Genomic DNA, 25,083 nt, shown 5'->3' on the forward strand with positions numbered 1-25,083 from the left:
AAAGGAATGCCTCAAGGGACGCTCCGCGTTCCAGCTCTCGAATGGGACGCAGAGCGTCCCGGGCTGCATTCCTTTGCTGCGCGTGGGAACGATCAGGCGTAACGGCTAGAGTTTGGCCTCAGCCAACGCCTCATGGTGATCCAGCACCCGCTCCACCAACAACTGCACCCCATCCGTCAAACGGCTGATCGCCAAAGCTACCGAACGGCGCGTGCCTTCCACATCGTCCGCCAGGTCAGCCGCAATCGCGCTGATGGAGAGCAGATCTTCGGAAGCATTGGCCAGCAGGGCCTCGGGGTCGATGATTTCCGGGGAAACGGCGAAGAGTTGGTATCGACGGCGTTTGGCTGGTTTTTCGTCAGCTGGGGGAAAGTAGTGGGCGAAGGCGCGGTCGGCGGCTTCTTTCATTTTTTTTGCGTCGAGCGCTTCTGGGGAATCGGTGCCGGATTCCGGAGGGTTGGGGGTAGCTTTGAACATAGTGAAATCTCCAGTAATGAGTTTCAGCTGCTCCCTCGGTTCCAGCCGAAGGGGTGGCAGCTGTACGCGGGCTGGAACCCGAGGTGGAGAAAACCCGGTAGACCCGAAGGTCTCCCGCGCACAGCCGCCATAACTGAATGCACACATTAAAGGTGCGCAAGCATACGTCATGAGGGGCGCTTTCGCGCCTTCTACACCTCGGGATTCCAGACCCGGTCGCTGAATTGGCAGCGACCCCCAAACGATAAAGACCAACAGAAAACCCCACCAGTCAGCGTGTTCCCCCATTGCTGTAGGCAGTGACGTCAGACCGCGTAGCCGCCAACCCTTCCTACGCCGCAACTTTTAAACACAAATACCCATTTAGCCGGCCAAGGTTGATCGTTCCCCCATTTAGCTGGCGAAGGTTGAAGATTCCCAAAAAGGGACCTATCGTTCCCTTTTTGGGACTCTTCGGTTGCCACTGTGAAAAACCTTTCCCTCAGCGAAGCCTTGTTCACCACCACCCAGCAAAAAGTGTTGGGCTTGTTGTTTGGCAAACCCGACCAAAGTTTTTATGCCAACGAAATCGCTCGCTGGGCTCAAGTGGGTAAAGGCAGCCTCATGCGCGAACTAGATCGGTTGCAGCAGGCCGGCGTGCTGACCCTGACGCGCCAAGGTAACCAGACTCACTACCAAGCCAATCCCGACTGCCCGATCTATGCCGAACTGTTGGGCATCGCCCGCAAAACCTTCGGCATCGCCGAGCCCCTGCGCCAGGCGCTGCAACCCTTTGCCGAACAGATCACCTGGGCATTTGTGTACGGCTCCATCGCCAAGGATTCGGCAAACGCATCCAGTGACATTGATCTCATGCTGATCGGCGAAGGCCTGCACTACAGTGAAGTGATGGAGCGGCTCATGCCCCTGGAAGAGCAACTGGGCCGCGTCCTCAACCCGACGCTCTACACCCCCGACGACTGGGCCGCAAAACTGGCGGCTGAAAACAGTTTTGTCGTGCGTGTGGCGCAGCAGGACAAGATCAATCTGATGGGGCAAAACCCTTTGGAGTCCAAGGATGGGCAGCAACGAGAATCTGGAGAATCTGTTACGTAGCGGTGGACTGAAAGCCGAACCGCCGGATCGCAAGGAATGCGAAGGGCTGATGCGTTCGGCGGTGGATCGATTGAAAGATGCGCAAACGGCTTCACTGTCCTTCGCGAGCCGTTTCGACCTGGCTTATAACGCTGCCCATGCCTTGGCTCTGACGGCGCTTCGCTTATGTGGTTACCGTTCGGACAAGCGATATCTGGTGTTTCAGTGTCTGGTTCACACGGCGGATATTGGCAAGGTGCAGGTACGGTTGTTTGCCTTGTGTCATGAGCGCCGGAATCTGGCGGAGTACGAAGGCTATATGGATGAAGATCCGGCGTTGTTGGCGCAGTTGTTGGAAAGCGCTGAGCAGCTTCTGGTTCGGGTGCAGCAGCAGATGGTAGGGCTGTAGTGGTCCGGCAGTGAAAACTGCGGTGATTGTTCTGGCCTCTTCGCGGGCAAGCCTCGCTCCTACAGGTTTGTGTCGTTCGCAGAGGTTGTGTACGACGCGACCTTGTAGGAGCGAGGCTTGCCCGCGAAGGCGTCAGCCCGGCCAACCATTAACCTAAGCGTAACGATCCAACGCTGCGCTTGATTGATGCCCTCACACATCCCTCCTAAGGTGGCCCCACGACAGCGAACCCGTGGAGTGGTCATGACAACAACAATATCCCCCGACTCGCGATGGACGCGGCGGCGCAGCGAGAAGCAGCGGCGTCTTGAGTTGGTCAAAGGCTTTGCCGACGGCGTGGTGTTGCCCACCGAGAACATCGTCGCGGCGCTGGAGGCGTTGATTCTGCCCGGCGACCGTGTGGTGCTGGAGGGCAATAACCAGAAGCAGGCGGATTTCCTTTCGCGCTCCCTGGCCAAGGCTGACCCCGCCAAGCTGCATGACTTGCACATGATCATGCCCAGCGTCGGCCGCTCCGAGCATCTTGATCTCTTCGAACGCGGCATCGCCCGCAAGCTCGATTTCTCCTTCGCCGGCACCCAGAGCCTGCGTATCAGCCAGTTGCTGGAAGATGGCCTGCTGGAAATCGGCGCGATTCACACCTACATCGAACTCTACGCACGACTGGTGGTGGACCTGATTCCCAACGTCGTGCTCTCGGCCGGTTTCATGGCCGACCGCGCCGGCAACATCTACACCGGCCCGAGCACCGAAGACACGCCCGCATTGATCGAACCGGCGGCGTTCAGCGATGGCATCGTTATCGTCCAGGTCAATCAACTGGTGGACGACGTCACTGACCTGCCCCGCGTCGATATCCCCGCGTCCTGGGTCGATTTCGTGGTGGTGGCGGACAAGCCGTTCTACATCGAACCGCTGTTCACCCGCGACCCACGCCACATCAAGCCTGTGCACGTGTTGATGGCGATGATGGCGATTCGCGGGATCTACGAAAAACACAACGTCCAGTCGCTGAACCACGGCATCGGTTTCAACACCGCCGCCATCGAATTGATCCTGCCGACCTACGGCGAATCCCTCGGCCTCAAAGGCAAGATCTGCCGCAACTGGACGCTCAATCCGCACCCGACCCTGATCCCGGCGATTGAAAGCGGCTGGGTCGAAAGCGTGCATTGCTTCGGCACCGAACTGGGGATGGAAAACTACATCGCCGCCCGGCCCGACGTGTTCTTCACCGGCCGGGACGGCTCGCTGCGCTCCAACCGGATGTTCTGCCAATTGGCCGGGCAGTACGCGGTGGACCTGTTCATTGGCGCGACCCTGCAAGTCGACGGCGACGGCCATTCCTCCACCGTGACTCGCGGACGCCTCGCCGGTTTCGGTGGTGCGCCAAACATGGGCCACGATCCGCGCGGTCGCCGTCACGGCACGCCGGCCTGGCTTGACATGCGTCACGACGATGCGCCGGAAGCCTTGCTCGAACGCGGCAAAAAACTGGTGGTGCAAATGGTCGAGACGTTCCAGGAGGGCGGCAAACCGACTTTCGTCGAAACCCTCGACGCTGTGGAAGTCGCACGCAAAAGCGGTATGCCGCTGGCGCCGATCATGATTTACGGCGACGACGTCACCCACCTGCTGACCGAAGAAGGCATCGCCTATTTGTACAAGGCGCGCTCGCTGGAAGAACGCCAAGCGATGATCGCCGCCGTCGCGGGCGTCACCGTCATCGGCATGCGCCATAACCCGAAAGACACCGCGCGCATGCGCCGCGAAGGCTTGATCGCGTTGCCCGAAGACCTCGGCATCCGCCGCACCGACGCCACCCGCGAATTGCTCGCGGCCAAAAGCGTGGCCGATCTGGTGGAGTGGTCCGGTGGCCTCTACAACCCGCCCGCCAAGTTCAGGAGCTGGTAATGCACGCACTTAACCTGCAACCCAAAACTCTCACGCTAGCTGATCGGCTGGCGGACCTGGCGGTGGATGCGCTGATCGACGAAGCGGACCTGTCGCCAAAACCGGCACTGGTGGACCGTCGTGGTAACGGCGCGCACACCGATTTGCACCTTGGGTTGATGCACGCTTCAGCGCTGTCGTTGTGGCCGGCGTTCAAGGAAATGGCCGAAGCGGCCATCGAGTTTGGCGACGTCGGTCTGCCGCTGCGCGAAGCCCTCGGGCGGATTGGTCGGGAAGGGGAGCAAGCGATGCTCGCCACCACCAATGGCGTGAATACTCATCGTGGGGCGATCTGGGCGTTGGGTCTGTTGGTCGCCGCCGCCGCACTGGAAAACACAACCGCCAGCGCCGTCACGCTGTGCGCTGCACGCTTGGCTTTACTCGACGACCGCTACGCACCACGCCCGTTGAGTCACGGCGCCCAAGTCGCCCAACGCTACGGCGCAGGTGGTGCCCGAGAAGAAGCGCAACTCGGCTTTCCTTCCGTGCTGCAACGCGCTCTCCCACAACTCAAACGCAGCCGCGCCCTCGGCCACGGCGAGCAGAATGCACGCCTCGACGCCTTGCTGGCGATCATGACCCGCCTGGCCGACACCTGCGTCCTTTACCGCGCCGGCGAACAAGGCCTGCAAACCATGCAACTCGGCGCCCAAGCGGTACTCGACGCGGGTGGCAGTGCCAGCCTCGGCGGTCGTCGTCGGTTGCATGACTTGGATGAACAACTGATCGCATTGAACGCCTCGCCGGGTGGAGCTGCTGATTTGCTCGCCGCTTGCCTGTTCATCGACCGCATCGAATCCGGAGCTTTCTGATGGAAACCTTATCCTTTGAATTCCCCGCCGGGCAGCCGCCCCGGGGCCGGACGCTGGTGGGCTGTGTCGGCTCGGGCGATCTGGAAGTGCTGATCGAACCGGGTGTGGCCGGCAAGTTGACGATCCAGGTGCAGACCTCGGTGAATGGCGCCGAACAGCGCTGGCAGCATCTGTTTGCGCGGATGTTCGACGGTCAGACACCACCGGCGATGGCCATCGATATCCATGACTTCGGCGCGACACCGGGTGTGGTGCGCCTGCGTCTGGAACAAGGCTTTGAGGAGATTGGCCATGACTGATCTCCTCCGCAAACATAGCTTCGTCGAACTCGGCGCGCGGCAGCGGGCGAAAGCCTTGCTCGACGCCGGCACCTTCCGCGAATTGCTCGACCCGTTTCAGCGAATCATGTCGCCATGGCTGTCGCGTCAGGGCGTGGTGCCGCAAGCGGATGACGGCGTGGTGATCGCCAAGGGCAGCATCGGTGGATTGCCGGTGGTGATTGCGGCGATTGAAGGTGCATTCCAGGGTGGCAGCCTCGGTGAAGTCGGCGGCGCGAAAATGGCCGGCGCGCTGGAGTTGGCGGCGGAAGACAACCGCAACGGTATTCCGACCCGCGCCGTGCTGCTGCTGGAAACCGGTGGCGTGCGTTTGCAGGAAGCCAATCTTGGGTTGGCGGCGATTGCGGATATTCATGCGGCGATTGTCGATTTGCGTCAGTACCAACCGGTGGTTGGCGTAGTGGCGGGCAGCGTGGGTTGTTTTGGCGGGATGTCGATTGCGGCCGGGTTGTGCAGTTATTTGCTGGTGACCCAGGAAGCGCGGCTTGGCCTGAACGGTCCGCAGGTGATCGAGCAGGAAGCCGGGCTTGAGGAATACGACTCGCGGGATCGTCCTTTCATCTGGAGCCTGACCGGCGGCGAGCAGCGGTTTGCCAGTGGTTTGGCGGATCGTTATGTCGCCGATGATGTGGCGCAGATTCAGCTGCAGGTCAGTGAATTGCTTAAGCAAGGTTTGCCGGAGCAGCAACGTAGCCAGCAGTCCGCACTGTTTCTGGAGCGCTTGGCGCGATTGGATGCTGAACCGCAAATCGAACCTTCGGTGGTTCGCGATCTGTATCAAGGAGAGCGCTCATGAGAGGTTTTAACTGGTTTAACGCTTTGAGTAGCGGCGCCAAACCTGTCGCTGGTTTGCCTGCTTCGTTGAAAGTCGCTGACGGCTTCTTGGGTGATCAACCCGTACGATTTATCGCGGTGGTGACTGATTCCGACAACCGCTTCGCCCGTGCCCGCAATGGCGAGGTTGGATTGCTGGAAGGTTGGGGTTTGGCCAAAGCCGTCGATGAAGTCATTGCGGCGGATGCCGATAAAACGCACAAACGCGCCTTGATCGCCATCGTTGATGTTCCGAGCCAGGCCTATGGTCGCCGCGAAGAAGCCCTCGGTATTCACCAGGCATTGGCCGGTGCGGCGGACAGTTACGCTCGCGCTCGACTGGCCGGCCACGCGGTGATCGGTTTGCTGGTGGGCAAGGCGATGTCCGGGGCGTTTCTGGCCCATGGTTATCAAGCCAATCGACTGATTGCCCTGCGCGATCCGGGCGTGATGGTGCATGCCATGGGCAAGGCCTCGGCAGCGCGGGTGACGTTGCGCAGTGTCGAAGAACTCGAAGCCCTGGCCGCCAGCGTGCCGCCGATGGCGTATGACATTGAAAGCTACGCCAGCCTCGGTTTGCTCTGGGAAACCTTGTCGGTGGAGCAGATTGAGCAACCGACGGCGCAAGATCTGACCCGCGTGACTGAATGCCTGAATCAGGCGATCAGCGATGTCGCCGCGAAGGGCCGCGACCTGAGCAGCCGCTTGGGCGCCAGCAACCGCGCGGCGTCGAGCAAGGTGCGTGAACTGCTGAGAGCGCAGTGGTGAATACGTTTCTGGCTCACGACTTGCTCTGGGGCATGACCCCGGAGCAGTTGCCAGCGGATGCGCCGATTTGGGCGACAGAAGTCTTGGGTCACGATCAGCCAGTGGTCGTGCGGCGTGCATTGTGCGCGCCGGGTCAGATTGCAGTCGGCGTGCGCGGGCCGTTGCGTGAACAGCGGTTTGCGACGGTGATGGCGGTCGAGGCGATTCAGCGTCGGGTGAAACCTGAAGATCTTTGTCATGTTTCGATTGATCGGGATCTACCCGCATTGCGTGCCCTGACTCAACTGCGGGCGATGCTTGATGCGTGCGGTTTCGTCTGGGGCATCAGCGGCAGCGCCGGTTTCGAATTGGCCAGCGGTTTTGAAGCATTGCATGAGCGCAGCGACCTCGACCTGATCCTGCGCACACCGCAACCTTTGAGCCGGGTGCAGGCTCAGGAACTGGTGAAGATTTTTGATACCGCTGCGTGTCAGGTCGACATGCAATTGCAGACACCTTTGGGTGCCGTGGCCCTGCGCGAATGGGCAGGTCCTGCGCGGCGAGTTCTGCTGAAAAACGCCAGCGAAGCCTGTCTGGTACTCGATCCGTGGAACCCGCAGGAGCAAGCAGCGTGAGCAGCCTGCTGGTGTTCCCCGGCCAAGGCGCGCAGCAGCCGGGCATGCTCCATCGTTTGCCTTTGGAAACGGTGAACGAGGCGAGTGAAGTCCTGGGTGAAGACGCGTTGCTGCTGGATTCCGCCGAGGCATTGAAGTCGACGAGGGCGGTTCAGCTTTGCCTGCTGATCGCGGGTGTCGCGGCTTCACGGCAACTGTTGGAGGCAGCAGATTACGTGGCGGGATTGTCCATCGGCGCCTACCCGGCAGCCGTGGTCGCCGGAGCCCTGAACTTCAGCGATGCGCTGCATCTGGTCAGTCTGCGCGGTGAGCTGATGCAGCAGGCTTATCCACAGGGCTACGGCATGACCGCGATCATCGGTCTCGATTTATCCACAGTCGAAGATTTGCTCGCGCAGATACACCGCGACGAAACGCCGGTGTACCTGGCCAATATCAACGCCGATAACCAGGTAGTGATTGCCGGCAGTGACGAAGCAATGAACGCCGTGGCGCAATTGGCGAAAGGTCACGGCGCAGGTCTGGCCAAGCGTCTGGCCGTCAGCGTGCCGTCGCACTGTCCTTTGCTGGACGCGCCAGCGAAAACCCTCGCCGAAGCCTTCGCCAAGGTGTCACTGAAAACCCCGACGATGGGCTACCTGAGCGGCAGCCGCGCCCGGCCCATCATCAACGTCGAAGCCCTGCGCGACGACCTCGCTTTCAACATGTGCCGCGTCGTCGATTGGCGCGGCACGGTGCAAAGCGCCTACGAGCGCGGCGTACGGCTACAAATCGAACTGCCGCCCGGTGCGGTGTTGACCGGGCTGGCGCGCCGGGTGTTCGAGCAAGGCACCGTGATTGCCTTTGACGGTGCTCGCCTGGACACCTTGCAAGCGCTGTTGCGTGAGGAGGGAAGCCGTCAACCCTAGAACACCGACTCAGGCTTGCGAAGCACAAAAACAACAACTTCGACGATGCACTTTGAGGACTACAACAATGATTATTTACGGTGTGGCGCTGTTGGCGATCTGTACGCTGGCAGGGGTGATCCTGGGGGATGCGCTGGGCATGTTGCTGGGCGTGAAATCCAATGTGGGCGGGGTCGGCATCGCCATGATCCTGTTGATCTGCGCGCGGTTGTACATGCAAAAGCGCGGCGGCATGACCAAGGATTGCGAGATGGGCGTCGGCTTCTGGGGCGCGATGTACATTCCGGTGGTCGTGGCCATGGCCGCGCAACAGAACGTCGTCACCGCGCTGCACGGCGGCCCGGTCGCGGTGCTGGCGGCCATCGGTTCGGTGGTGATCTGCGGCTGCACCATTGCCCTGATCAGCCGGACCCACAAAGGCGAGCCCCTGCCCGATGAACCGGCGGAAGTGACGCCGGTCGGCACGCCAGTAGGAGGTCGCTGATATGTGGGAAGTCATCGAGAAAGGCCTGATCAATAATTCGCTGATCACCGCGTTCGCCTTCGTCGGCGTGATCATGTGGGTGTCGGTGGTGTTGTCCAAGCGCCTGACGTTCGGACGGATTCACGGCTCGGCGATTGCCATCGTCATTGGCCTGGTGCTGGCCTGGGTCGGCGGTACCATGACCGGCGGGCAAAAAGGCCTGGCGGACCTGTCGCTGTTCTCCGGCATCGGCTTGATGGGCGGCGCCATGCTGCGGGACTTTGCCATCGTCGCCACGGCATTCGAGGTGCAAGCCACCGAAGCGAAAAAGGCCGGGTTGATCGGCGTGATTGCACTGCTGCTGGGCACGATCCTGCCGTTCATTGTCGGCGCGAGCATGGCCTGGGCCTTCGGCTATCGCGATGCGATCAGCATGACCACCATCGGCGCGGGCGCGGTGACCTACATCGTCGGGCCGGTGACCGGGGCGGCGATTGGCGCCAGTTCGGATGTGGTGGCGTTGTCGATTGCCACGGGGTTGATCAAGGCGATTTTCGTGATGGTCGGTACGCCGATGGCGGCGAAATGGATGGGCCTGGATAACCCGCGTTCGGCGATGGTGTTTGGTGGGTTGGCTGGCACCGTCAGCGGTGTGACGGCGGGGTTGGCGGCGACGGATCGGCGTTTGGTGCCTTATGGGGCGTTGACGGCGACGTTCCACACTGGGCTGGGCTGTTTGCTTGGGCCTTCGTTGTTGTACTTCATTGTTCGCGGGATTGTTGGCTAAACGCTGACGTAATGATCGTTCCTACGCTCCGCGTGGGAATGCCTCCTGTGACGCTCTGCGTCACGCTTGAGTAGGGACGCGGAGCGTCCCGGGCTGCATTCCCACGCGGAGCGTGGGAACGATCAGCGTGGGAATGATCAAAACGCTGACTGCTTTTTGTGGCGAGGGAGCTTGCTCCCGCTGGGCTGCGCAGCAGCCCCAATTCTTGCGGGTGCTGCGCACCCGAGCGGGAGCAAGCTCCCTCGCCACAGGGTCTCAAGCTTGGCGATTGGCATACATCCGACACTCCGCCAGCAACGCCAGCAAATTCGGATCGCGCTCCTTGGCCTTCAAAAACACCACGCCAATGTGCTGTTGCAACCGGTACTTTTCCTGCAATGGAATCAGCTTCACCCGATTCTCATACACCGCCGCAATCCTGCCCGGCAGCAACGCATAACCGACCCCCGAGCTGACCATGCTCAGCAGGGTGAAGATGTCGTTGACCTGCATCGCCACCTTCGGCTCGAACCCCGCTTGCTTGAACACCCGGATCCCGTCCTGGTGCGTGGCGAAGCCCTGGGTCAGGGTGATGAAGGTTTCGTCGCGCACTTCCGCGAGGTCGACTTCCGCCCGTTGGGCAAACTTCGAGTCCGCCGGGGTGGCAAGGAAGATGTCGTCGGAGAACAGTTGGATATGCTCGCAATCCGGGTCGTTGATGCTGTCGTCCAGGGACACGAGGATCGCGTCCACTTCCATGTTCTTCAGCTTGTACAGCAGGTCGATGTTCGAGCCGAGGATCAGGTCGATGTTGAGTTCGCTGCGGCGAATTTTCAGGCCCATGATCAGCTGCGGCACGGTCTTCACCGTCAGCGAATACAGCGAGCCGAGCTTGAAGCGTTCCGCCGAGAACCCGGCGGCTTCACGGGTCAGGCGTACGCTCTCGACCACGTCCTGGATCAGCTTCTGCGCCCGTTCTTCCAGCACATACGCGCTTTCCAGCGGCGTCAGGTTGCGACCCTCATGCTTGAACAACGGACAACGCAGGGCACTTTCCAGGGAATGGATCGCCCGGTGCACGCTGACGTTGCTGGTCTGCAACTCGGCGGCGGCCCGGGCCAGGTTGCCGGTGCGCATGAAGGCCAGGAACACCTCGAGTTTTTTCAGGGTCAACTCTTCGTCGATCAGCATGGGCCGGACTCTTATTCGAATGGCTCGATTGTGCACGGATGTGGGGAATACGGGGATATGTGTCCTGAAACATTGCGCTTTTAGTCTCAAGGCCTGAGCCTTGCGCCATGTTGTAACGAACTTTGAGGGCAGCGATACATGTATCACGGGGAACGATTGAACGCCTGGACCCATCTGGTCGGGGCGGTGGCGGCGACGCTGGGGGCGGTGTGGATGCTGGTGATCGCCAGTATGAGTGGCGACCCGTGGAAGATAGTCAGCGTGGCGATTTACGGTTTCTCTCTGATGGTGCTCTACAGCGCCTCGACCGCTTACCACAGCGTGCGCGGGCGCAAAAAAGAGATCCTGCAGAAAGTTGATCACTTTTCGATCTATCTGCTGATTGCCGGCAGCTACACGCCGTTCTGCCTGGTGACCCTGCGCGGGCCGTGGGGCTGGACGTTGTTCGGGATTGTCTGGGGGTTGGCGCTGATCGGCATCCTGCAAGAGATCAAGCCGCGTTCGGAAGCGCGGATCCTCTCGATCGTGATCTACGCGGTGATGGGCTGGATCGTGCTGGTGGCGGTCAAGCCGCTGCTCGCGGCACTGGGCGCTACCGGTTTCGCCTGGCTGGCGTCGGGCGGGGTGTTGTACACCGTGGGGATTATCTTTTTTGCCCTCGACCATCGTCTGCGCCATGCCCACGGCATCTGGCATTTGTTCGTGATCGCCGGGAGCCTGCTGCACTTTGTGGCGATCCTGTTTTACGTCCTCTGAGGCGGCTACGGGATCAAACGATCCAGTTGCGCCTGCGCCCTTCGGCTGAAGACCTGCAACAAGTCGCTCAAGGTGTGCGGCGGCGGTTCATCGGCGCGGGTCACGGCGTACAGGGTGATCGGCAGCGCCGGCGCCAGAGGTCGAATCGCGGTGGCGGCGGGGGAGGCGCCGAGCGCGGTGAACGGGTCGATGACCGCCAGCCCGGCCCCGGATTCCACCATGGCCCGCGCCAGCGAATAGGTCTGCACGGCGATGCGCACCCGTGGCGGCGGATCGACTGCTTCCAGGTAACTGTCGAGCCGGGCAGCCAGCGGGTCGGCGCTGGACAGGCCGATCAGCGGCGCGCCGGCCAGTTCGATCAGAGGCAACGGTTGCCCGTGGCTGGCGACGGGCCAATAGCCCAGCGGTGCCAGCGCCACCAGCATGCCACTGGCCAGGGCTTGGGCCTTCAGCCCCGGATGATCCGGCGGCTGCAACGTCAGGGCGACATCCACTTCGCGCATCAACAGGTTCTGCATCAGCTCACGGCTGTGGGCGCTGGACAGTTCGCAGACGATGTCCGGGTAACGTTGCGTCCATTCGTTGATGGCCGGTGGCAGCAGCGACAGCGCCAACGCCGGGATCGCACCAATCCGCACGCTGTGGCCCGGCTCGCGGCGCAGGCTCTGGGCCAGGCGCCGCACCCCTTGCAGGCTTTCGGTGACCTTATCGACCTCGCGCTCAAGCTCCAGCGCTTCGGGCGTGACCTGCAATTTACCGCGCACCCGCAGGAACAACGCAAAGCCCAATTGCTGCTCGGCGTGTTGCAGCACTTTGCTCACGGCTGGTTGCGAGACGTGCAGCAACTGGGCGGCACCACTGACCGAACCGGTCTGGCGAATGGCTTGGAAAATCTCGATGTGGCGCAGGCGCATGGCGAGTCCATAACCTTTGTTTATGGGTCAGCCATCTTTATGCATTGTTCAACGGCTGTCACCTGGTCCTAACCTGAGGCCTGTTTCAACAACGGTTAAGGACAGACATGGCTCAGCGGGTTTGCATCATCGGCGGCGGCGTCATCGGGCTGACAACGGCTTACGCACTGGTGCGCGACGGCATCGACGTGACGCTGGTCGAGGCCCGGGATTCGCTGGCCAGCGAAACCAGTTTCGCCAACGGCGGCCAACTGTCCTACCGCTACGTCGCGCCGCTGGCCGATGCCGGCGTACCGTTGCAGGCGATTGGCTGGATGCTGCGCGGTGACTCGCCCCTGAAGCTGCGCCCACGGCTGGACCCGGCGCAATGGCGCTGGATGGCTTCGTTTCTGGCGGCCTGCCGCAGCTCGGTGAACCAGCGCAACAGCGCGCATCTGCTGCGCCTGGCGCTGCTCAGTCAGACGACGCTGCAAGGCTGGCGCGAGGAAGATCGCCTCGACGGTTTCGACTGGCGGCGCAACGGCAAACTGGTGACGTTTCGTGAGGCCGCGAGTTTTGAGCATGCGCGCCACGGTCTGGCGGATCCGCAACAACAGCAAGTGTTGTCCCGGGCCGAATGCGCCCAACTGGAACCGGCACTCGCCGAGGCGCCATTCGTGGGCGCGATTTACACCCCGGATGAAGAAGTCGCCGACTGCCACGGGTTCTGCCAGCAATTGGTGGCCCGGCTAAAAGCGTCAGGGCGTTGCGAGTTTTTGCTCGGGCAAACGGTCACCAGCATTCGTCATTCGGACGGCGCGGTGCAGGCCATTGAAATGGGCGCGCAGGTGTTGCCGGTCGAGCAATTGGTAATCGCGGCCGGGCATCGCAGCCCGGCGCTGGCGTTGCCCGGTATGAACCTGCCGCTGTACCCGCTCAAGGGCTATAGCCTGACCGCGCCGATTCGCGCCGAACATCGCGCGCCGGACCTGAGCATCACCGATTACAACCGCAAGATCGTCTACGCACGCATCGGTGCTCAACTGCGGGTGGCGGCGATGGTCGATATTGTCGGTTTCGACCCGGCGCTCGATCCCAAGCGCCTGGCGCTGATCAAACGCCAGGCCGAGGACACCTTGCCCGATGCCGGCGACTACGACGCCGCCATTGAATGGGCCGGGATGCGTCCGGCGACCCCCAGTGGTGTGCCGCTGATTGGCGCCACGGCGTACCGCAATCTCTGGCTCAACCTCGGCCATGGCGCGCTGGGTTTCACCTTGGCTTGCGGCAGCGCGCGGTTGCTCAGCGATTTGCTGACGCAGCGCGCACCTTCGATTGAAATGCACGGCCTCGCGCCTCGCGTCGCCTGACTTGATAAGGAAGAACCGATGAGCATCAACCGAATCAACAGCAACAGCCGACTCTCCGCCGTCCTGACCTTTGGCGAACTGGTGTTTCTCTCGGGCCAGGTGCCGGGCGACAGCCGCGACATCAGCGGCCAGACCGCCGAGGTCCTGGCGAAAATCGATGCGCTGCTCGCCGAGGCGGGCAGCGACAAGGATCACCTGCTCAGCGCGACCATTTACTTGAGCGACATTGGCCGCGATTTCGCCGCCATGAACGAGCTCTGGTCACACTGGCTGTCGCCGGGCAAGGCGCCGACCCGCACCACATTGCAGGCACAACTGGCCCACCCGGAAGTGCTGGTGGAAATCACCGTGATCGCCGCCCGCCGCTAATCGCCCCACCCACAACGGAGAATAACAATGCAAAAAATCACGTTGATCGGCTGCACACTCGGCCTGCTGCTTGGCAGTCAGGTCCAGGCCAATGAAGCGCCGCTGACTGGCACGCTGAACAAGGTCGCCAATGCCAAGAGCATCACCCTGGGCTACCGCGATGCGTCGGTGCCGTTCTCCTACGTGGGTGATCACTCGGGGCAGCCGATGGGCTACTCGGTGGATCTGGCGGGCAAGATTGTCGAGCGCATCAAGCAAAAACTCGATCAGCCGAACCTGCAGGTGAAGTACAACCTGGTGACCTCGCAAACCCGTATTCCGTTGGTGCAGAACGGCACGGTCGACCTTGAGTGCGGTTCCACCGGAGTGACGGCCGAGCGCATGCAGCAAGTGGCGTTTTCCTACGGGTTTATTTATGTGAAGGGGCAGTTGCTCACGGCCAAGGACAGCGGCATCAAAAGCTTCGCCGACCTGCGCGGCAAGAATGTCGTGACCACCGCCGGCACCACCAACGAGCGGTTTTTGAAGAGCTACAACGTTGACCACAAGATCGACATGTTCGTGATCAGCGCCAAGGACCATGGCGAAGCGTTCCAGATGCTGCAGTCGGGCAGGGCGGCGGCGTTTTACATGGACGATGCGCTGCTCTACGGCGAACGGGCCAAGGCGCGCGATCCGCATAACTGGGTCGTGGTGGGTGAGGAACAATCGCGGGAAATCTACAGCTGCATGGTGCGCAAGGGCGACCCGCAATTTCTCGAATTGGTGAATTCGACGCTGGCTGATCTGTACAGCTCAGGGGAAATCAACGGCATCTACAACCGCTGGTTCCAGCAGCCGATTCCGCCTAAAGGTTTGAACCTGGAATTCCCAATGACCAGCGAGCTGAAAGCGATCATCGCCAAACCGGTGAGTGACCCGGTGCAATAACCGCCACCTGATCCTGATCCTGATCGTTCCCACGCTCCGCGTGGGAATGCAGCCCGGGACGCTCCGCGTCCCATACAGAGCCGAACGCAGAGCGTCCGAAGAGGCATTCCCACGCAGAGCGTGGGAACGATCAAAGGCTGCGATCTTTTTAGAAATCACCCCAAAGCTGCTGGGCCACCGCCAACGCCACCACTGGCGCCGTCTCGGTGCGCAACACCCGCGGCCCCAGCCGAGCCGCATGAAAACCCGCCCCTTTGGCCTGATCCACTTCCGCATCCGACAACCCACCTTCAGGCCCGATCAGAAACGCCAGGGTCGCAGGCTTGGCATGACTCACCAACGGCTCCGCCACCGGATGCAGCACCAACTTCAACTCAGCCTCGGTCTGCTTCAACCAATCCGCCAACAACAACGGCGGATGAATCACCGGCACCCGTGAGCGCCCACACTGTTCGCACGCGCTGATTGCCACCTGGCGCCAATGCAGCAGGCGTTTGTCGGCGCGTTCGTCCTTGAGCCGGACTTCGCAGCGGTCGGTGAAGATCGGGGTGATTTCGCTGACGCCCAGCTCAGTGGCTTTCTGAATCGCCCAATCCATCCGCTCGCCACGGGACAAGCCTTGGCCGAGATGGATCTGCAGCGGCGACTCGACCTGGCCGATGAAGCTTTCATCGAGCTGCACCACCACGCGCTTCTTGCCGACTTCCACCAGCGAACCACGAAACTCGTGGCCCGAGCCGTCGAACAATTGCACCGCATCACCCTCGGCCATGCGCAGCACGCGGCTGATGTAATGGGCCTGGGCTTCGGGCAACTCGTGTTCGCCGGTGCTCAGGGGGGCGTCGATAAAGAAGCGGGACAGTCTCATCTTGGGTCTCTAAAAATTGGCTCGGAATCGCTTTTGTGGCTGCTGACTCTTTGTGGCGAGGGGGCTTGCCTGTGGCGAGGGAGCTTGCTCCCGCTCGGCTGCGAAGCAGTCGCCAATCCATTCAGCGCGGTGTTTCTGATGTACCGCGTTGAGTGGGGTTGGGAGTCCTTCGGCCTCCAGCGGGAGCAAGCTCCCTCGCCACAGGGTTTTGCAGTGACTGTTAGCCTGGATCACGGAAGCCCGGGTGAAAATCTTCCGGCACCGACACGCTGACGCTATTGCGCGTCGCAATGTCGATCCCTTCACTGGCCACTTCCGCCAGGAAGTCGATCTGCTCCGGGGTAATCACATAAGGCGGCAGGAAGTACACCACGCTGCCCAACGGACGAAGTAAAGCACCACGCTCCAGCGCGTGCTTGAACACTTTCAAGCCACGGCGCTCCTGCCACGGGTAGGCTTCCTTGGTCGCCTTGTCCTTGACCATCTCGATGGCCAGGACCATGCCGGTCTGGCGCACTTCCGCGACGTTCGGGTGATCGACCAGGTGCGCGGTGGAGGTGGCCATGCGCTGGGCCAGGGCCTTGTTGTTTTCGATGACGTTGTCTTCTTCGAAGATATCCAGCGTCGCCAAGGCCGCCGCGCACGCCAGCGGGTTGCCGGTGTAGCTGTGGGAATGGAGGAAGGCGCGCAGGGTCGGGTAGTCGTCGTAGAACGCGCTGTAGACGTCGTCGGTGGTCAACACCGCCGCCAGCGGCAGGTAACCGCCGGTCAGGGCCTTGGACAGGCAGAGGAAGTCCGGACGGATGCCGGCCTGTTCGCAGGCGAACATCGTCCCGGTACGGCCGAAGCCGACGGCGATTTCGTCGTGGATCAGGTGCACGCCATAGCGGTCGCAGGCTTCACGCAGCAGCTTGAGGTAGACCGGGTGGTACATGCGCATGCCGCCCGCGCCCTGAATCAACGGCTCAAGGATCACGGCAGCGACGCTGTCGTGGTTCTCGGCCAGGGTCTGTTCCATGGCGACGAACATGTTGCGCGAGTGTTCTTCCCAGCTCATGCCTTCCGGGCGCAGGTAGCAATCCGGGCTCGGCACCTTGATGGTGTCCATCAGCAGGGCTTTGTAGGTTTCGGTGAACAGCGGCACGTCGCCCACTGCCATGGCCGCCATGGTTTCGCCGTGGTAGCCGTTGGTCAGCGTGACAAAGCGCTTCTTGTTCGGCTGGCCGCGGTTGAGCCAGTAGTGAAAGCTCATTTTCAGCGCAACTTCGATGCAGGACGAGCCGTTATCGGCGTAGAAGCACCGGGTCAGGCCTTCCGGGGTCATCTTCACCAGGCGCTCGGACAGCTCGATCACCGGTTGATGGCTGAAACCGGCGAGGATCACGTGCTCCAGTTGATCGACCTGGTCCTTGATGCGCTGGTTGATCCGCGGGTTGGCGTGCCCGAACACGTTGACCCACCAGGAACTGACGGCGTCGAGGTAGCGCTTGCCTTCGAAGTCTTCCAGCCAGATGCCTTCACCGCGCTTGATCGGGATCAGCGGCAGCTGTTCGTGGTCTTTCATCTGGGTGCAGGGGTGCCACAACACGGCCAGGTCCCGTTGCATCCACTGATTATTCAGGCCCATTTACAGTCTCCTCGAGGCGGTCCGCGGCAGGCGCGGGCAAACAATCGCGCAAGCCTATGCAATGCGTCGCGCCGGGACAACCCATTGTGTCGATTGAGCTACTTTGTAAGGGGCGATAGACGTCGCTGGCGGCGTTTTGATGGCTGACGTATTCTTCGCGGTTCTTTGAGTCGTCTGACTCGCAAAACTGCTTTTTCCTACCTGATTTCCGGAGTTCGCTGAATGTCTGCTGGTTGGCTGCGCGCCTGTGCGCTGGTGATGTTGGGGCTGTTCAGCGTTTCGGCGCTGGCCAAGGATAAAACGGCGATCGTGATCGGCGGCGGGCTTTCGGGCCTGACCGCGGCGTACGAGCTGCAAAACAAAGGCTGGCAGGTGACCCTGCTGGAAGCCAAGCCGAGCCTGGGCGGTCGCTCCGGCATGGCCACCAGCGAGTGGATCGGCAACGACAAGACCCAGCCGGTGCTGAACAAGTACGTGTCGACCTTCAAGCTGAGCACCACGCCAGCCCCGGAATTCGTGCGTACGCCGGGATATCTGATCGACGGCGTGTATTACACCGCCGCGGATCTGGCGACCAAGGACCCGGTCACCGCCGAAGCGCTCAAGCGCTACGAAAAAACCGTGGATGACCTGGCCCGCTCGATCGAAGATCCGCAGAACCCGGCCGCGAACAACACGCTGCATGCCCTGGATCAGATCAACGTCTCTAACTGGCTTGATCGTCTGGCGTTGCCTGCTACGGCGCGCCAATTGGTCAATCAGGAGATTCGTACCCATTACGACGAACCTTCGCGCCTGTCGCTGCTGTACTTCGCGCAGCAGAACCGGGTTTACCGTGGTGTTTCCGACCGTGACCTGCGCGCTTCGCGCCTGCTCGGCGGCAGCCCGGTGTTGGCCCAGGCCTTCGTCAAACAGCTGAAAACCATCAAGACCAGCTCCCCGGTCTCGTCCATCACCCAGGACAAGGACAGCGTGACTGTCAAAGTCGGCAGCGTGGGTTACCAGGCTGACTACGTCGTTGTGGCCGTGCCGTTGCGCGCCCTGAACAAGATCGCCATGACCCCGGCGCTGGATGCCCAGCACATGGGCGCGATCAAGGGCACCAACTACGGCTGGCGCGACCAGATCATGCTGAAGTTCAAGACGCCAGTGTGGGAAAGCAAGGCGCGGATGTCCGGCGAGATCTACAGCAACGCCGGCCTCGGTATGTTGTGGATCGAACCGGCCCTGAAGGGCGGCGCCAACGTGGTGATCAACCTGTCCGGCGACAACGCTCGCGTCATGCAGGCTTTCGGCGACAAGCAGATGGTCGATCAGGTGTTGATTCGCCTGCACGCGTTTTATCCACAGGCGCGCGGTTCGTTCACCGGTTATGAAATCCGTCGCTACAGCACCGACCCATCGATGGGCGGCGCCTACCTGGCCTTCGGCCCGGGCCAGATCAGCAAGTACTGGCGCCTGTGGGAACGTCCGCTGCAACGGGTAGCGTTCGCCGGCGAACACACTGACACCTTGTACCCGGGCACCCTGGAAGGCGCACTGCGCACCGGTCAGCGTGCAGCCAGTCAGGTTGAAGACCTGGCGGCGGGCAAGTCGTTTGAACCGGTAAAAGTTGTGCCGGCAGCGACCGCAGCAGCGGCCGGCGCGGTGGCGGCGAAGAAAGGTAACTTCTTCACCAACCTGTTTGGTGGTTCGGATGACAAGCCAGCACCGGCCAAGGCACCTGAGCCAGTAGCGCCTGCTCCGGCACCGGCTCCAGCTCCTGCGCCGACTCCGGCCCCCGCTCCGGTTGAAGCGCCGAAGCCAGCGGTACCGGTCAAAGCCGAGCCTGCGAAAAAAGCGGCCAAGCCAGCAGTGAAGAAGCCAGCGGCGAAAACCGAAGCGAAAAAGGCTCCGGCCAAAAAAGCTGAACCGGCGAAGAAACCAGCGGCCAAGAAGCCTGCTGCAACGACACCGACAGCGACAGATACCAAAGCCCAGTAAGGCTTTGCGTTGAAAGAAAGCGCGGCAGTGATGCCGCGCTTTTTTTATGCCCGAAGAAAATCGGGTTCAAGATTTGAATAAACCCTGTGAGAAAGGTGTTCTTTAGTTGGGCTACCTGTTTTTTCACTCATTGGCGTCTTTAATCTTTCCTTAACGCTTCCCTAAGAGACTCTTGATCGTATTTCTCGATATTTCAAAGCGAAATTTTCCGCTTTAAATCGATAGATAACTCGATAGTCTTGGTCGCAGTTCTCACAGGATTTGGGCAATGCAGCTACGTAACTCTTCTTCGCGCTATGGTTGGGTCAGCGTTTTCCTGCACTGGGGTGTAGCGCTTGCAGTCTTTGGGCTGTTCGCGTTGGGCCTGTGGATGGTCGGTCTGGATTACTACAGCACGTGGCGCAAAGATGCGCCGGACCTGCATAAAAGCATTGGCCTGACACTGTTTGCCATCATGCTGCTGCGGGTGCTGTGGCGCTTCATCAGCCCGCCACCGCCGGCCTTGCAGAGCTATAGCCGCATGACGCGCCTTGGCGCCAAGTTCGGCCATTCGTTCCTGTACATCAGTCTGTTCGCTGTGATGATTGCCGGTTACCTGATTTCCACCGCAGACGGTGTCGGGATCCCGGTGTTTGGCCTGTTTGAGATTCCTGCACTGGTTTCCGGACTACCGGACCAGGCAGACACCGCCGGTGTGATTCATCTGTACCTGGCGTGGGTATTGGTAATTTTTTCCGGTCTCCACGCGTTGGCAGCATTGAAGCACCACTTTATCGACCGTGATGCGACGCTGACGCGAATGCTCGGCCGCAAAGCTTGAAGTTCAACCTCGACTCCAAAGGAATAGAAAGCATGTTGAAAAAGACCCTCGCCGCTCTGGCAATCGGTTCCGCGCTGCTGTCGGCCGGTAGCGTAATGGCCGCTGACTACGTCGTCGACAAAGAAGGCCAGCACGCCTTCGTTGACTTCAAGATCAGCCACCTGGGCTACAGCTTCATCACCGGTACGTTCAAGGATATCGACGGCAAGTTCAGCTTCGATGCCGCCAAGCCGGAAGACAGCAAAATCGAGTTCAACGTCAACACCGCCAGCGTGTTCACCAATAACGCTGAACGCGACAAGCACATCAGCAGCGGTGACTTCCTGAACGCGAGCAAATTCGCTAAAGCCACCTTCGTCTCCACCAGCGTCAAATCCACCGGTAAAAACGCCGCTGGTAAAGACACAGCTGACGTGACCGGCGACCTGACGATTGCTGGCGTGACCAAGCCAGTCGTGGTCAAGGCCACTTTCCTGGGTGAAGGCAAGGATCCATGGGGCGGCTACCGTGCCGGCTTCGAAGGTACTACCAACCTGAAGCGTTCCGACTTCGGCAAGCAGAAAGACCTGGGTCCATCGTCCGACGCAGTTGAGTTGTACGTAACGTTTGAAGGTGTCAAAGCGAAGTAACATTCGCGCCTGACACAAAAACGCCCCCGATCTCATGATCGAGGGCGTTTTTTATTGCCGAACGAAACTTGCGCTGCACCGCAATCCTGTCGGAGCGAGGCTTGCCCGCGAATGAGGGCAACGCGGTTTCTGTGGTGTGGCGGATGGCGCCTTCGCGGGCAAGCCTCGCTCCTACAGGTTTGTGGCGCGCAAAAAAATGCCCCGGATCTCGCGATCCGGGGCATTTTTTATGGCGGCGTTAAATCAGCGATTGCGAGTCAGCAACGCTGGTTTTTCGCCGCGCGGGCGGCCTGGCAGTTGATCCAGTTGCTCTGGAGTCGGGAACCGATCGGTCTTCGACTCTTTATGGATGATCTTCGGTGCCGGGCCACGCGGGTTCTGCACGGCCGGTTCGGAACGAGGCTGGTCGTCGGTGCGGGCCGGGCGGCGGTTGCGGGAATCTTCGCGACGGGCCTGACCGTCACGTGGCGCGCCGTTGCGTGGGCCGCTGCGCTTGGCTGGCGGGGTGCCGGTGGTGGCGCCGTCGCTGCTGCGCGGACCGCTCTGGCGGCCCTGAGGCTTGCCGCCGGTGCGCGGAGCACCAGCACCTGCGCCAGCTGCCGCGCCTGGTGCCGGAGCACCCGGACGACGGCCACGGCCCTGGGCCGGTTTGGCCTGTGGCACGTAGTCAACGCGGTTACCGAAGTTATCCACGTCATCGTCGAGGAACTCGTCCGGAGCACGATCAGCCGCCGCAGCGCGTGGCGCCGGACGTTGTTGTTCGCGCGCCGGAGTGCCTTCACGTGGCTTGTGTTCACGGGCCGGGCGATCGCCACGGCCAGTGGCAGCAGGCGCTTTTTCCTTGCCGCCCTTGTCCTTGCCTTTGTCTTTACGACCGCCGCCACCGCCAGTGCCGTTCGGACCGTCGCCGCGCGGGCCACGTGGGTTGCGCGGGTTACGCACATCCGGACGCTCGCGAACTTCGGGTTTCTCGGCTTCTACAGCGCTGGAGTCGAAGCCCATCAGGTTGCCGTCGGCAATCTTCTGCTTGGTCATGCGCTCGATGCTTTTCAGCAGCTTCTCTTCATCCGGGGCCACCAGCGAGATCGCCTCGCCCGAGCGGCCGGCACGGCCAGTACGGCCGATACGGTGCACGTAGTCTTCATCGACGTTCGGCAGTTCAAAGTTGACCACGTGGGGCAACTGATCGATGTCGAGGCCGCGAGCAGCGATGTCGGTGGCGACCAGGATGCGCACTTCGCCGGCCTTGAAGTCGGCCAGGGCTTTGGTGCGCGCGTTCTGGCTCTTGTTACCGTGGATGGCCACGGCGCTCAGGCCGTGTTTGTCCAGGTACTCGGCCAGGCGGTTGGCGCCGTGCTTGGTACGGGTGAAGACCAGAACCTGTTCCCAGGCGCCGGCGGTAATCAGGTGCGCCAGCAGCGAACGCTTGTGGCTCGCGGCCAGGCGGAACACACGCTGTTCGATGCGCTCGACCGTGGTGTTCGGCGGCGTGACTTCGATGCGTTCCGGGTTGTGCAGCAGCTTGCCGGCGAGGTCGGTGATGTCTTTGGAGAAGGTCGCCGAGAACAGCAGGTTCTGGCGTTTGCTCGGCAGACGGGCAAGGACCTTTTTCACGTCATGGACAAAGCCCATGTCGAGCATGCGGTCGGCTTCGTCCAGCACGAGGATTTCCACGTGGGACAGATCGACGCTGCCTTGACCGGCGAGGTCGAGCAGGCGGCCAGGGCAGGCCACCAGCACGTCAACACCGCGGGACATGGCCTGAACCTGTGGGTTCATGCCGACGCCGCCGAAGATGCAGGCACTGACAAACTTCAGGTCACGGGCATAGACCTTGAAGCTCTCGTGCACTTGAGCCGCGAGTTCGCGGGTAGGGGTCAGGACCAGGACGCGCGGTTGGCGCGGGCCGTGACGCTGGGATTTGTCCGGGTGACCGTTAGGGAACAACCGCTCCAGGATCGGAAGGGCGAAGCCGCCGGTTTTACCAGTACCTGTCTGCGCCGCGACCATCAGGTCGCGACCTTGCAACACGGCGGGGATAGCCCGCTGTTGCACCGGAGTAGGCTCGGTATAGCCCGCTGCCTCGATGGCGCGGACTAAAGCCTCGGAGAGACCGAGGGAAGCAAAGGACATGAGTAATCCTGTTTTAGTTAGGGCTTGGCCCAATGGGAGTCTTGCCTGGCGCGAATGGCGTTTAAGAGGAACGCAATCCCGTCCGGTCCTGCTGGGTTTCGAAGGCTCGTCTGGAGCGCTCGCGCGGGCTGAAAAGCTGCGCTGTAGCGGGGTCGAGATGCCTTGAACGATTCCGAGCGTCCGGGCGTGAGCCTGGCGGGAACGCCGGAGTATAACAGAGCAATCACTGCGCGCCGCTTTCCTGCTGCTCAACGGTTTTTCCGCGGGCGGCGGTAGTGCTTGGGATTTGCACCTCGGGGTTGGGGCCGGCGCCATAACGGGCGCTCAGTTCAGCGTAGGCGGGCTCGCGCTTGAAGCGCTTGAGCTCTGCGCCGAAACGCTGCACCAGCAAATCCATGCCGGCATTGCGCCGAACCGCCAGGAATTGGCTCTGGTGGCTGATGATTGTCGGGTTTTCGCTGATCTGGTCGCGGATGTTCAGTTCATCCAGCAAATGCTGGCCGACCCGGCGGTCAGTGATCAACAGGTCGATGCGCCCGCGCAGCAGTTTGCCGAAATTGGCTTCGTGGGTGGGCGCCGGTTCTCGGGTAAACAGCGTCGAACCGCTGAAGTCCTCGCTGTACAGATAACCCGGCGATGTGCCAATGGTCAGGCCTTTCAGTTCTTCGAGTGTGCGAAACGGATGAGGCCGTTCGTTGGCGTAGAACATCACGAATTCGACTTCCGACAGCGGTTCGCTGGGGTAGAGCAGGGTGGCGTCGCGTTCATCGCTGTGAAAGATATCCAGCGCACCGTCGGCCTGGCCGGTGTCGAGCATCGACAGGCAGCGCTTCCAGGGCAGGAATTGCCATTCGACTTCGATGCCCAGGCGTTTGAAGACGATGGCGGTGGTTTCGTAGTCCAGGCCCAGGGGTTTGCCGTTTTCCTCGTACACGTACGGCGCCCACGGTTCCGTGACAATACGCAGCTTCTCGCCCCGAGCGGCGAAGCTCAGGCAAGTGAAAAGAAGCACGGTCAGTAACTGCGCGATCAAAGGCATGACTTGAGATTACGACGAGAAACCGTAAAGAGCCAGAAACGGGATCCAGAAGCTCTAACTCAGTGTGTTGCTGCACAATAAAAGGGCGTTTAACGAAAAAGATCGCAGGCTTCGCCAGCGCCTACATGGGATTGCGTTCACCCTGTAGGCGCTGCCGAAGGCTGCGATCTTTTGATCTTGCTTGTGCGATTTTTAGCGCGGCAACTTCAGGTTATTCCACACCGCCAGGCTCGGCTCAGCCTGGTTCAACGTATAGAAGTGCAACCCAGGCGCGCCACCTTGCAGCAGGCGTTCGCACATTTCGGTGATGACTTGCTCGCCAAAGCCTTGAATGCTCTGGGTGTCGTCGCCGTAGGCTTCCAGTTGCTTGCGGATCCAGCGCGGGATTTCCGCACCGCAGGCATCGGAGAAGCGTGCGAGTTTGCTGTAGTTGGTGATCGGCATGATCCCCGGCACGATCGGGATGTTCACGCCCATCGCCCGTACACGCTCGACGAAGTAGAAGTAGCTGTCGGCGTTGAAGAAGTACTGGGTGATCGCACTGTCGGCGCCAGCGTTGGCCTTGCGCACGAAGTTGTTCAGATCGTCTTCGAAATTGCGCGCTTGCGGATGCATTTCCGGGTAAGCGGCGACTTCGATGTGGAAATGATCGCCGGTTTCTTCACGAATGAATTCAACCAGATCGTTGGCGTGGCGCAGTTCACCACTGGCCATGCCCATGCCCGAAGGCAGGTCACCGCGCAGGGCAACGATACGGGTAATGCCGGCGGCCTTGTACTGCGTCAGCAGGCTGCGCAGGTCGTCCTTGCTGTCGCCCACGCAAGACAAATGCGGTGCGGCCGGGACTTTGACTTCGCTTTCGAGCTGCAACACGGTGTTGATGGTGCGATCACGGGTCGAACCGCCAGCGCCATAGGTGCAGGAAAAGAAATCGGGGTTGTACGTGGCCAACTGACGGGCAGTGGCGAGTAGCTTTTCATGCCCAGCGTCGGTCTTCGTAGGGAAGAACTCGAAGCTGTAGCGACGGTCTTGGGACATGGTCATATCCTTGGAAACGCGTAAGCCTGGAAGGCTTGCCCC

At 61.2% G+C, this 25,083-nt stretch carries 26 protein-coding genes; 18 read left to right on the forward strand and 8 right to left on the reverse strand.

The features are described 5' to 3' along the window. Window positions 1–105: 105 nt before the first annotated feature. Window positions 106–477, reverse strand: a complete 372-nt coding sequence (locus tag HKK53_RS22775) for a DUF6124 family protein (RefSeq protein ID WP_169372681.1) — start codon at window positions 475–477, stop codon at window positions 106–108. A 465-nt stretch (window positions 478–942) separates the two neighbouring features. On the opposite strand from HKK53_RS22775, the gene HKK53_RS22780 reads away from it, so the two are divergent. The 11 genes from HKK53_RS22780 to madM all read left to right on the forward strand — a co-directional run bounded on the left by HKK53_RS22780 (window position 943) and on the right by madM (window position 9,416). Continuing rightward, window positions 943–1,572 carry a nucleotidyltransferase domain-containing protein gene (locus tag HKK53_RS22780; protein WP_169372682.1) on the forward strand — a complete coding sequence of 210 codons (630 nt, stop codon included), beginning with the start codon at window positions 943–945 and terminating at the stop codon, window positions 1,570–1,572. Further along, window positions 1,535–1,960: a hypothetical protein gene (locus tag HKK53_RS22785; RefSeq protein ID WP_133835607.1), complete on the forward strand. Its 426-nt coding sequence runs from the start codon at window positions 1,535–1,537 to the stop codon at window positions 1,958–1,960. Before HKK53_RS22780 ends, HKK53_RS22785 begins: the two co-directional genes overlap by 38 nt. Before the next feature lie 243 nt (window positions 1,961–2,203). After that, the gene (mdcA, locus tag HKK53_RS22790) at window positions 2,204–3,874 is read left to right on the forward strand and encodes a malonate decarboxylase subunit alpha (RefSeq protein ID WP_169372683.1); all 1,671 of its coding nucleotides are present in this window, start codon (window positions 2,204–2,206) and stop codon (window positions 3,872–3,874) included. Further along, window positions 3,874–4,725, forward strand: a complete 852-nt coding sequence (locus HKK53_RS22795; protein ID WP_169372684.1) for a triphosphoribosyl-dephospho-CoA synthase — start codon at window positions 3,874–3,876, stop codon at window positions 4,723–4,725. The genes mdcA and HKK53_RS22795 overlap by 1 nt, the downstream gene beginning before the upstream one ends. Beyond that, on the forward strand, window positions 4,725–5,024 hold the full coding sequence (locus HKK53_RS22800; protein WP_123404225.1) for a malonate decarboxylase subunit delta: 300 nt from the start codon (window positions 4,725–4,727) through the stop codon (window positions 5,022–5,024). Before HKK53_RS22795 ends, HKK53_RS22800 begins: the two co-directional genes overlap by 1 nt. Next, window positions 5,017–5,859, forward strand: a complete 843-nt coding sequence (locus HKK53_RS22805) for a biotin-independent malonate decarboxylase subunit beta (RefSeq protein WP_169372685.1) — start codon at window positions 5,017–5,019, stop codon at window positions 5,857–5,859. The genes HKK53_RS22800 and HKK53_RS22805 overlap by 8 nt, the downstream gene beginning before the upstream one ends. Further along, entirely contained in the window at window positions 5,856–6,644 is a 789-nt protein-coding gene (gene mdcE, locus HKK53_RS22810; RefSeq protein ID WP_169372686.1) for a biotin-independent malonate decarboxylase subunit gamma, read from the forward strand. Before HKK53_RS22805 ends, mdcE begins: the two co-directional genes overlap by 4 nt. Beyond that, window positions 6,638–7,258, forward strand: a complete 621-nt coding sequence (locus HKK53_RS22815) for a malonate decarboxylase holo-ACP synthase (protein WP_169372687.1) — start codon at window positions 6,638–6,640, stop codon at window positions 7,256–7,258. Before mdcE ends, HKK53_RS22815 begins: the two co-directional genes overlap by 7 nt. Continuing rightward, window positions 7,255–8,166 (forward strand): malonate decarboxylase subunit epsilon, encoded by a 912-nt coding sequence (gene mdcH, locus HKK53_RS22820; protein ID WP_169372688.1) that lies wholly within the window; start codon window positions 7,255–7,257, stop codon window positions 8,164–8,166. Before HKK53_RS22815 ends, mdcH begins: the two co-directional genes overlap by 4 nt. Before the next feature lie 67 nt (window positions 8,167–8,233). Continuing rightward, on the forward strand, window positions 8,234–8,650 hold the full coding sequence (gene madL / locus HKK53_RS22825; RefSeq protein WP_169372689.1) for a malonate transporter subunit MadL: 417 nt from the start codon (window positions 8,234–8,236) through the stop codon (window positions 8,648–8,650). Between the two features lies 1 nt (window position 8,651). Then, window positions 8,652–9,416, forward strand: a complete 765-nt coding sequence (gene madM, locus HKK53_RS22830; protein ID WP_169372690.1) for a malonate transporter subunit MadM — start codon at window positions 8,652–8,654, stop codon at window positions 9,414–9,416. 255 nt (window positions 9,417–9,671) lie between these two features. Here madM and HKK53_RS22835 read toward each other — a convergent pair whose 3' ends face one another. Beyond that, window positions 9,672–10,586 (reverse strand): LysR family transcriptional regulator, encoded by a 915-nt coding sequence (locus HKK53_RS22835; protein ID WP_054616913.1) that lies wholly within the window; start codon window positions 10,584–10,586, stop codon window positions 9,672–9,674. 138 nt (window positions 10,587–10,724) lie between these two features. Between HKK53_RS22835 and trhA the strand changes: the two genes are divergently transcribed. Then, window positions 10,725–11,342: a PAQR family membrane homeostasis protein TrhA gene (trhA, locus tag HKK53_RS22840; RefSeq protein ID WP_169372691.1), complete on the forward strand. Its 618-nt coding sequence runs from the start codon at window positions 10,725–10,727 to the stop codon at window positions 11,340–11,342. 5 nt (window positions 11,343–11,347) lie between these two features. On the opposite strand, the gene HKK53_RS22845 is transcribed toward trhA, so the two are convergent. Then, window positions 11,348–12,256 (reverse strand): LysR family transcriptional regulator, encoded by a 909-nt coding sequence (locus HKK53_RS22845; protein ID WP_169372692.1) that lies wholly within the window; start codon window positions 12,254–12,256, stop codon window positions 11,348–11,350. Window positions 12,257–12,363: 107 nt separating this feature from the next. Between HKK53_RS22845 and HKK53_RS22850 the strand changes: the two genes are divergently transcribed. The 3 genes from HKK53_RS22850 to HKK53_RS22860 are packed head-to-tail and all read left to right on the forward strand — an operon-like array spanning window position 12,364 to window position 14,904. Continuing rightward, window positions 12,364–13,605 carry a D-amino acid dehydrogenase gene (locus HKK53_RS22850; protein WP_169372693.1) on the forward strand — a complete coding sequence of 414 codons (1,242 nt, stop codon included), beginning with the start codon at window positions 12,364–12,366 and terminating at the stop codon, window positions 13,603–13,605. Window positions 13,606–13,623: 18 nt separating this feature from the next. Then, window positions 13,624–13,974 (forward strand): RidA family protein, encoded by a 351-nt coding sequence (locus HKK53_RS22855; protein ID WP_169372694.1) that lies wholly within the window; start codon window positions 13,624–13,626, stop codon window positions 13,972–13,974. A 27-nt stretch (window positions 13,975–14,001) separates the two neighbouring features. Continuing rightward, a complete protein-coding gene (locus HKK53_RS22860) occupies window positions 14,002–14,904 on the forward strand; it encodes a transporter substrate-binding domain-containing protein (protein ID WP_169372695.1) in 903 nt (300 codons plus the stop codon). A 148-nt stretch (window positions 14,905–15,052) separates the two neighbouring features. Here the strand turns inward: HKK53_RS22860 and HKK53_RS22865 are convergent, their stop codons facing one another. Together HKK53_RS22865 and HKK53_RS22870 are read right to left on the reverse strand one after the other, a co-directional pair. Beyond that, window positions 15,053–15,772, reverse strand: coding sequence for a 16S rRNA (uracil(1498)-N(3))-methyltransferase (locus HKK53_RS22865; protein WP_169372696.1), 720 nt, complete (start codon window positions 15,770–15,772; stop codon window positions 15,053–15,055). Window positions 15,773–15,992: 220 nt separating this feature from the next. Beyond that, complete coding sequence (locus tag HKK53_RS22870) at window positions 15,993–17,399, reverse strand: adenosylmethionine--8-amino-7-oxononanoate transaminase (protein ID WP_169372697.1); 1,407 nt, start codon at window positions 17,397–17,399, stop codon at window positions 15,993–15,995. A gap of 222 nt (window positions 17,400–17,621) precedes the next feature. Between HKK53_RS22870 and HKK53_RS22875 the strand changes: the two genes are divergently transcribed. The 3 genes from HKK53_RS22875 (at window position 17,622) to HKK53_RS22885 (ending at window position 20,831) form a co-directional block, all read left to right on the forward strand. Then, entirely contained in the window at window positions 17,622–19,382 is a 1,761-nt protein-coding gene (locus HKK53_RS22875; RefSeq protein ID WP_169372698.1) for a flavin monoamine oxidase family protein, read from the forward strand. Between the two features lie 268 nt (window positions 19,383–19,650). Next, entirely contained in the window at window positions 19,651–20,202 is a 552-nt protein-coding gene (locus HKK53_RS22880; protein ID WP_169372699.1) for a cytochrome b, read from the forward strand. A 32-nt stretch (window positions 20,203–20,234) separates the two neighbouring features. Beyond that, on the forward strand, window positions 20,235–20,831 hold the full coding sequence (locus HKK53_RS22885) for a YceI family protein (RefSeq protein ID WP_169372700.1): 597 nt from the start codon (window positions 20,235–20,237) through the stop codon (window positions 20,829–20,831). Window positions 20,832–21,074: 243 nt separating this feature from the next. Here HKK53_RS22885 and HKK53_RS22890 read toward each other — a convergent pair whose 3' ends face one another. The 3 genes from HKK53_RS22890 to metF all read right to left on the reverse strand — a co-directional run bounded on the left by HKK53_RS22890 (window position 21,075) and on the right by metF (window position 25,041). Beyond that, on the reverse strand, window positions 21,075–22,964 hold the full coding sequence (locus HKK53_RS22890) for a DEAD/DEAH box helicase (RefSeq protein WP_169372701.1): 1,890 nt from the start codon (window positions 22,962–22,964) through the stop codon (window positions 21,075–21,077). Window positions 22,965–23,187: 223 nt separating this feature from the next. Beyond that, window positions 23,188–24,003 carry a substrate-binding periplasmic protein gene (locus HKK53_RS22895; RefSeq protein ID WP_169372702.1) on the reverse strand — a complete coding sequence of 272 codons (816 nt, stop codon included), beginning with the start codon at window positions 24,001–24,003 and terminating at the stop codon, window positions 23,188–23,190. A gap of 192 nt (window positions 24,004–24,195) precedes the next feature. After that, window positions 24,196–25,041: a methylenetetrahydrofolate reductase [NAD(P)H] gene (gene metF / locus HKK53_RS22900; RefSeq protein WP_123599646.1), complete on the reverse strand. Its 846-nt coding sequence runs from the start codon at window positions 25,039–25,041 to the stop codon at window positions 24,196–24,198. Window positions 25,042–25,083: the final 42 nt, after the last annotated feature.

This window comes from Pseudomonas sp. ADAK7 (assembly GCF_012935675.1).
Lineage (GTDB): Bacteria > Pseudomonadota > Gammaproteobacteria > Pseudomonadales > Pseudomonadaceae > Aquipseudomonas.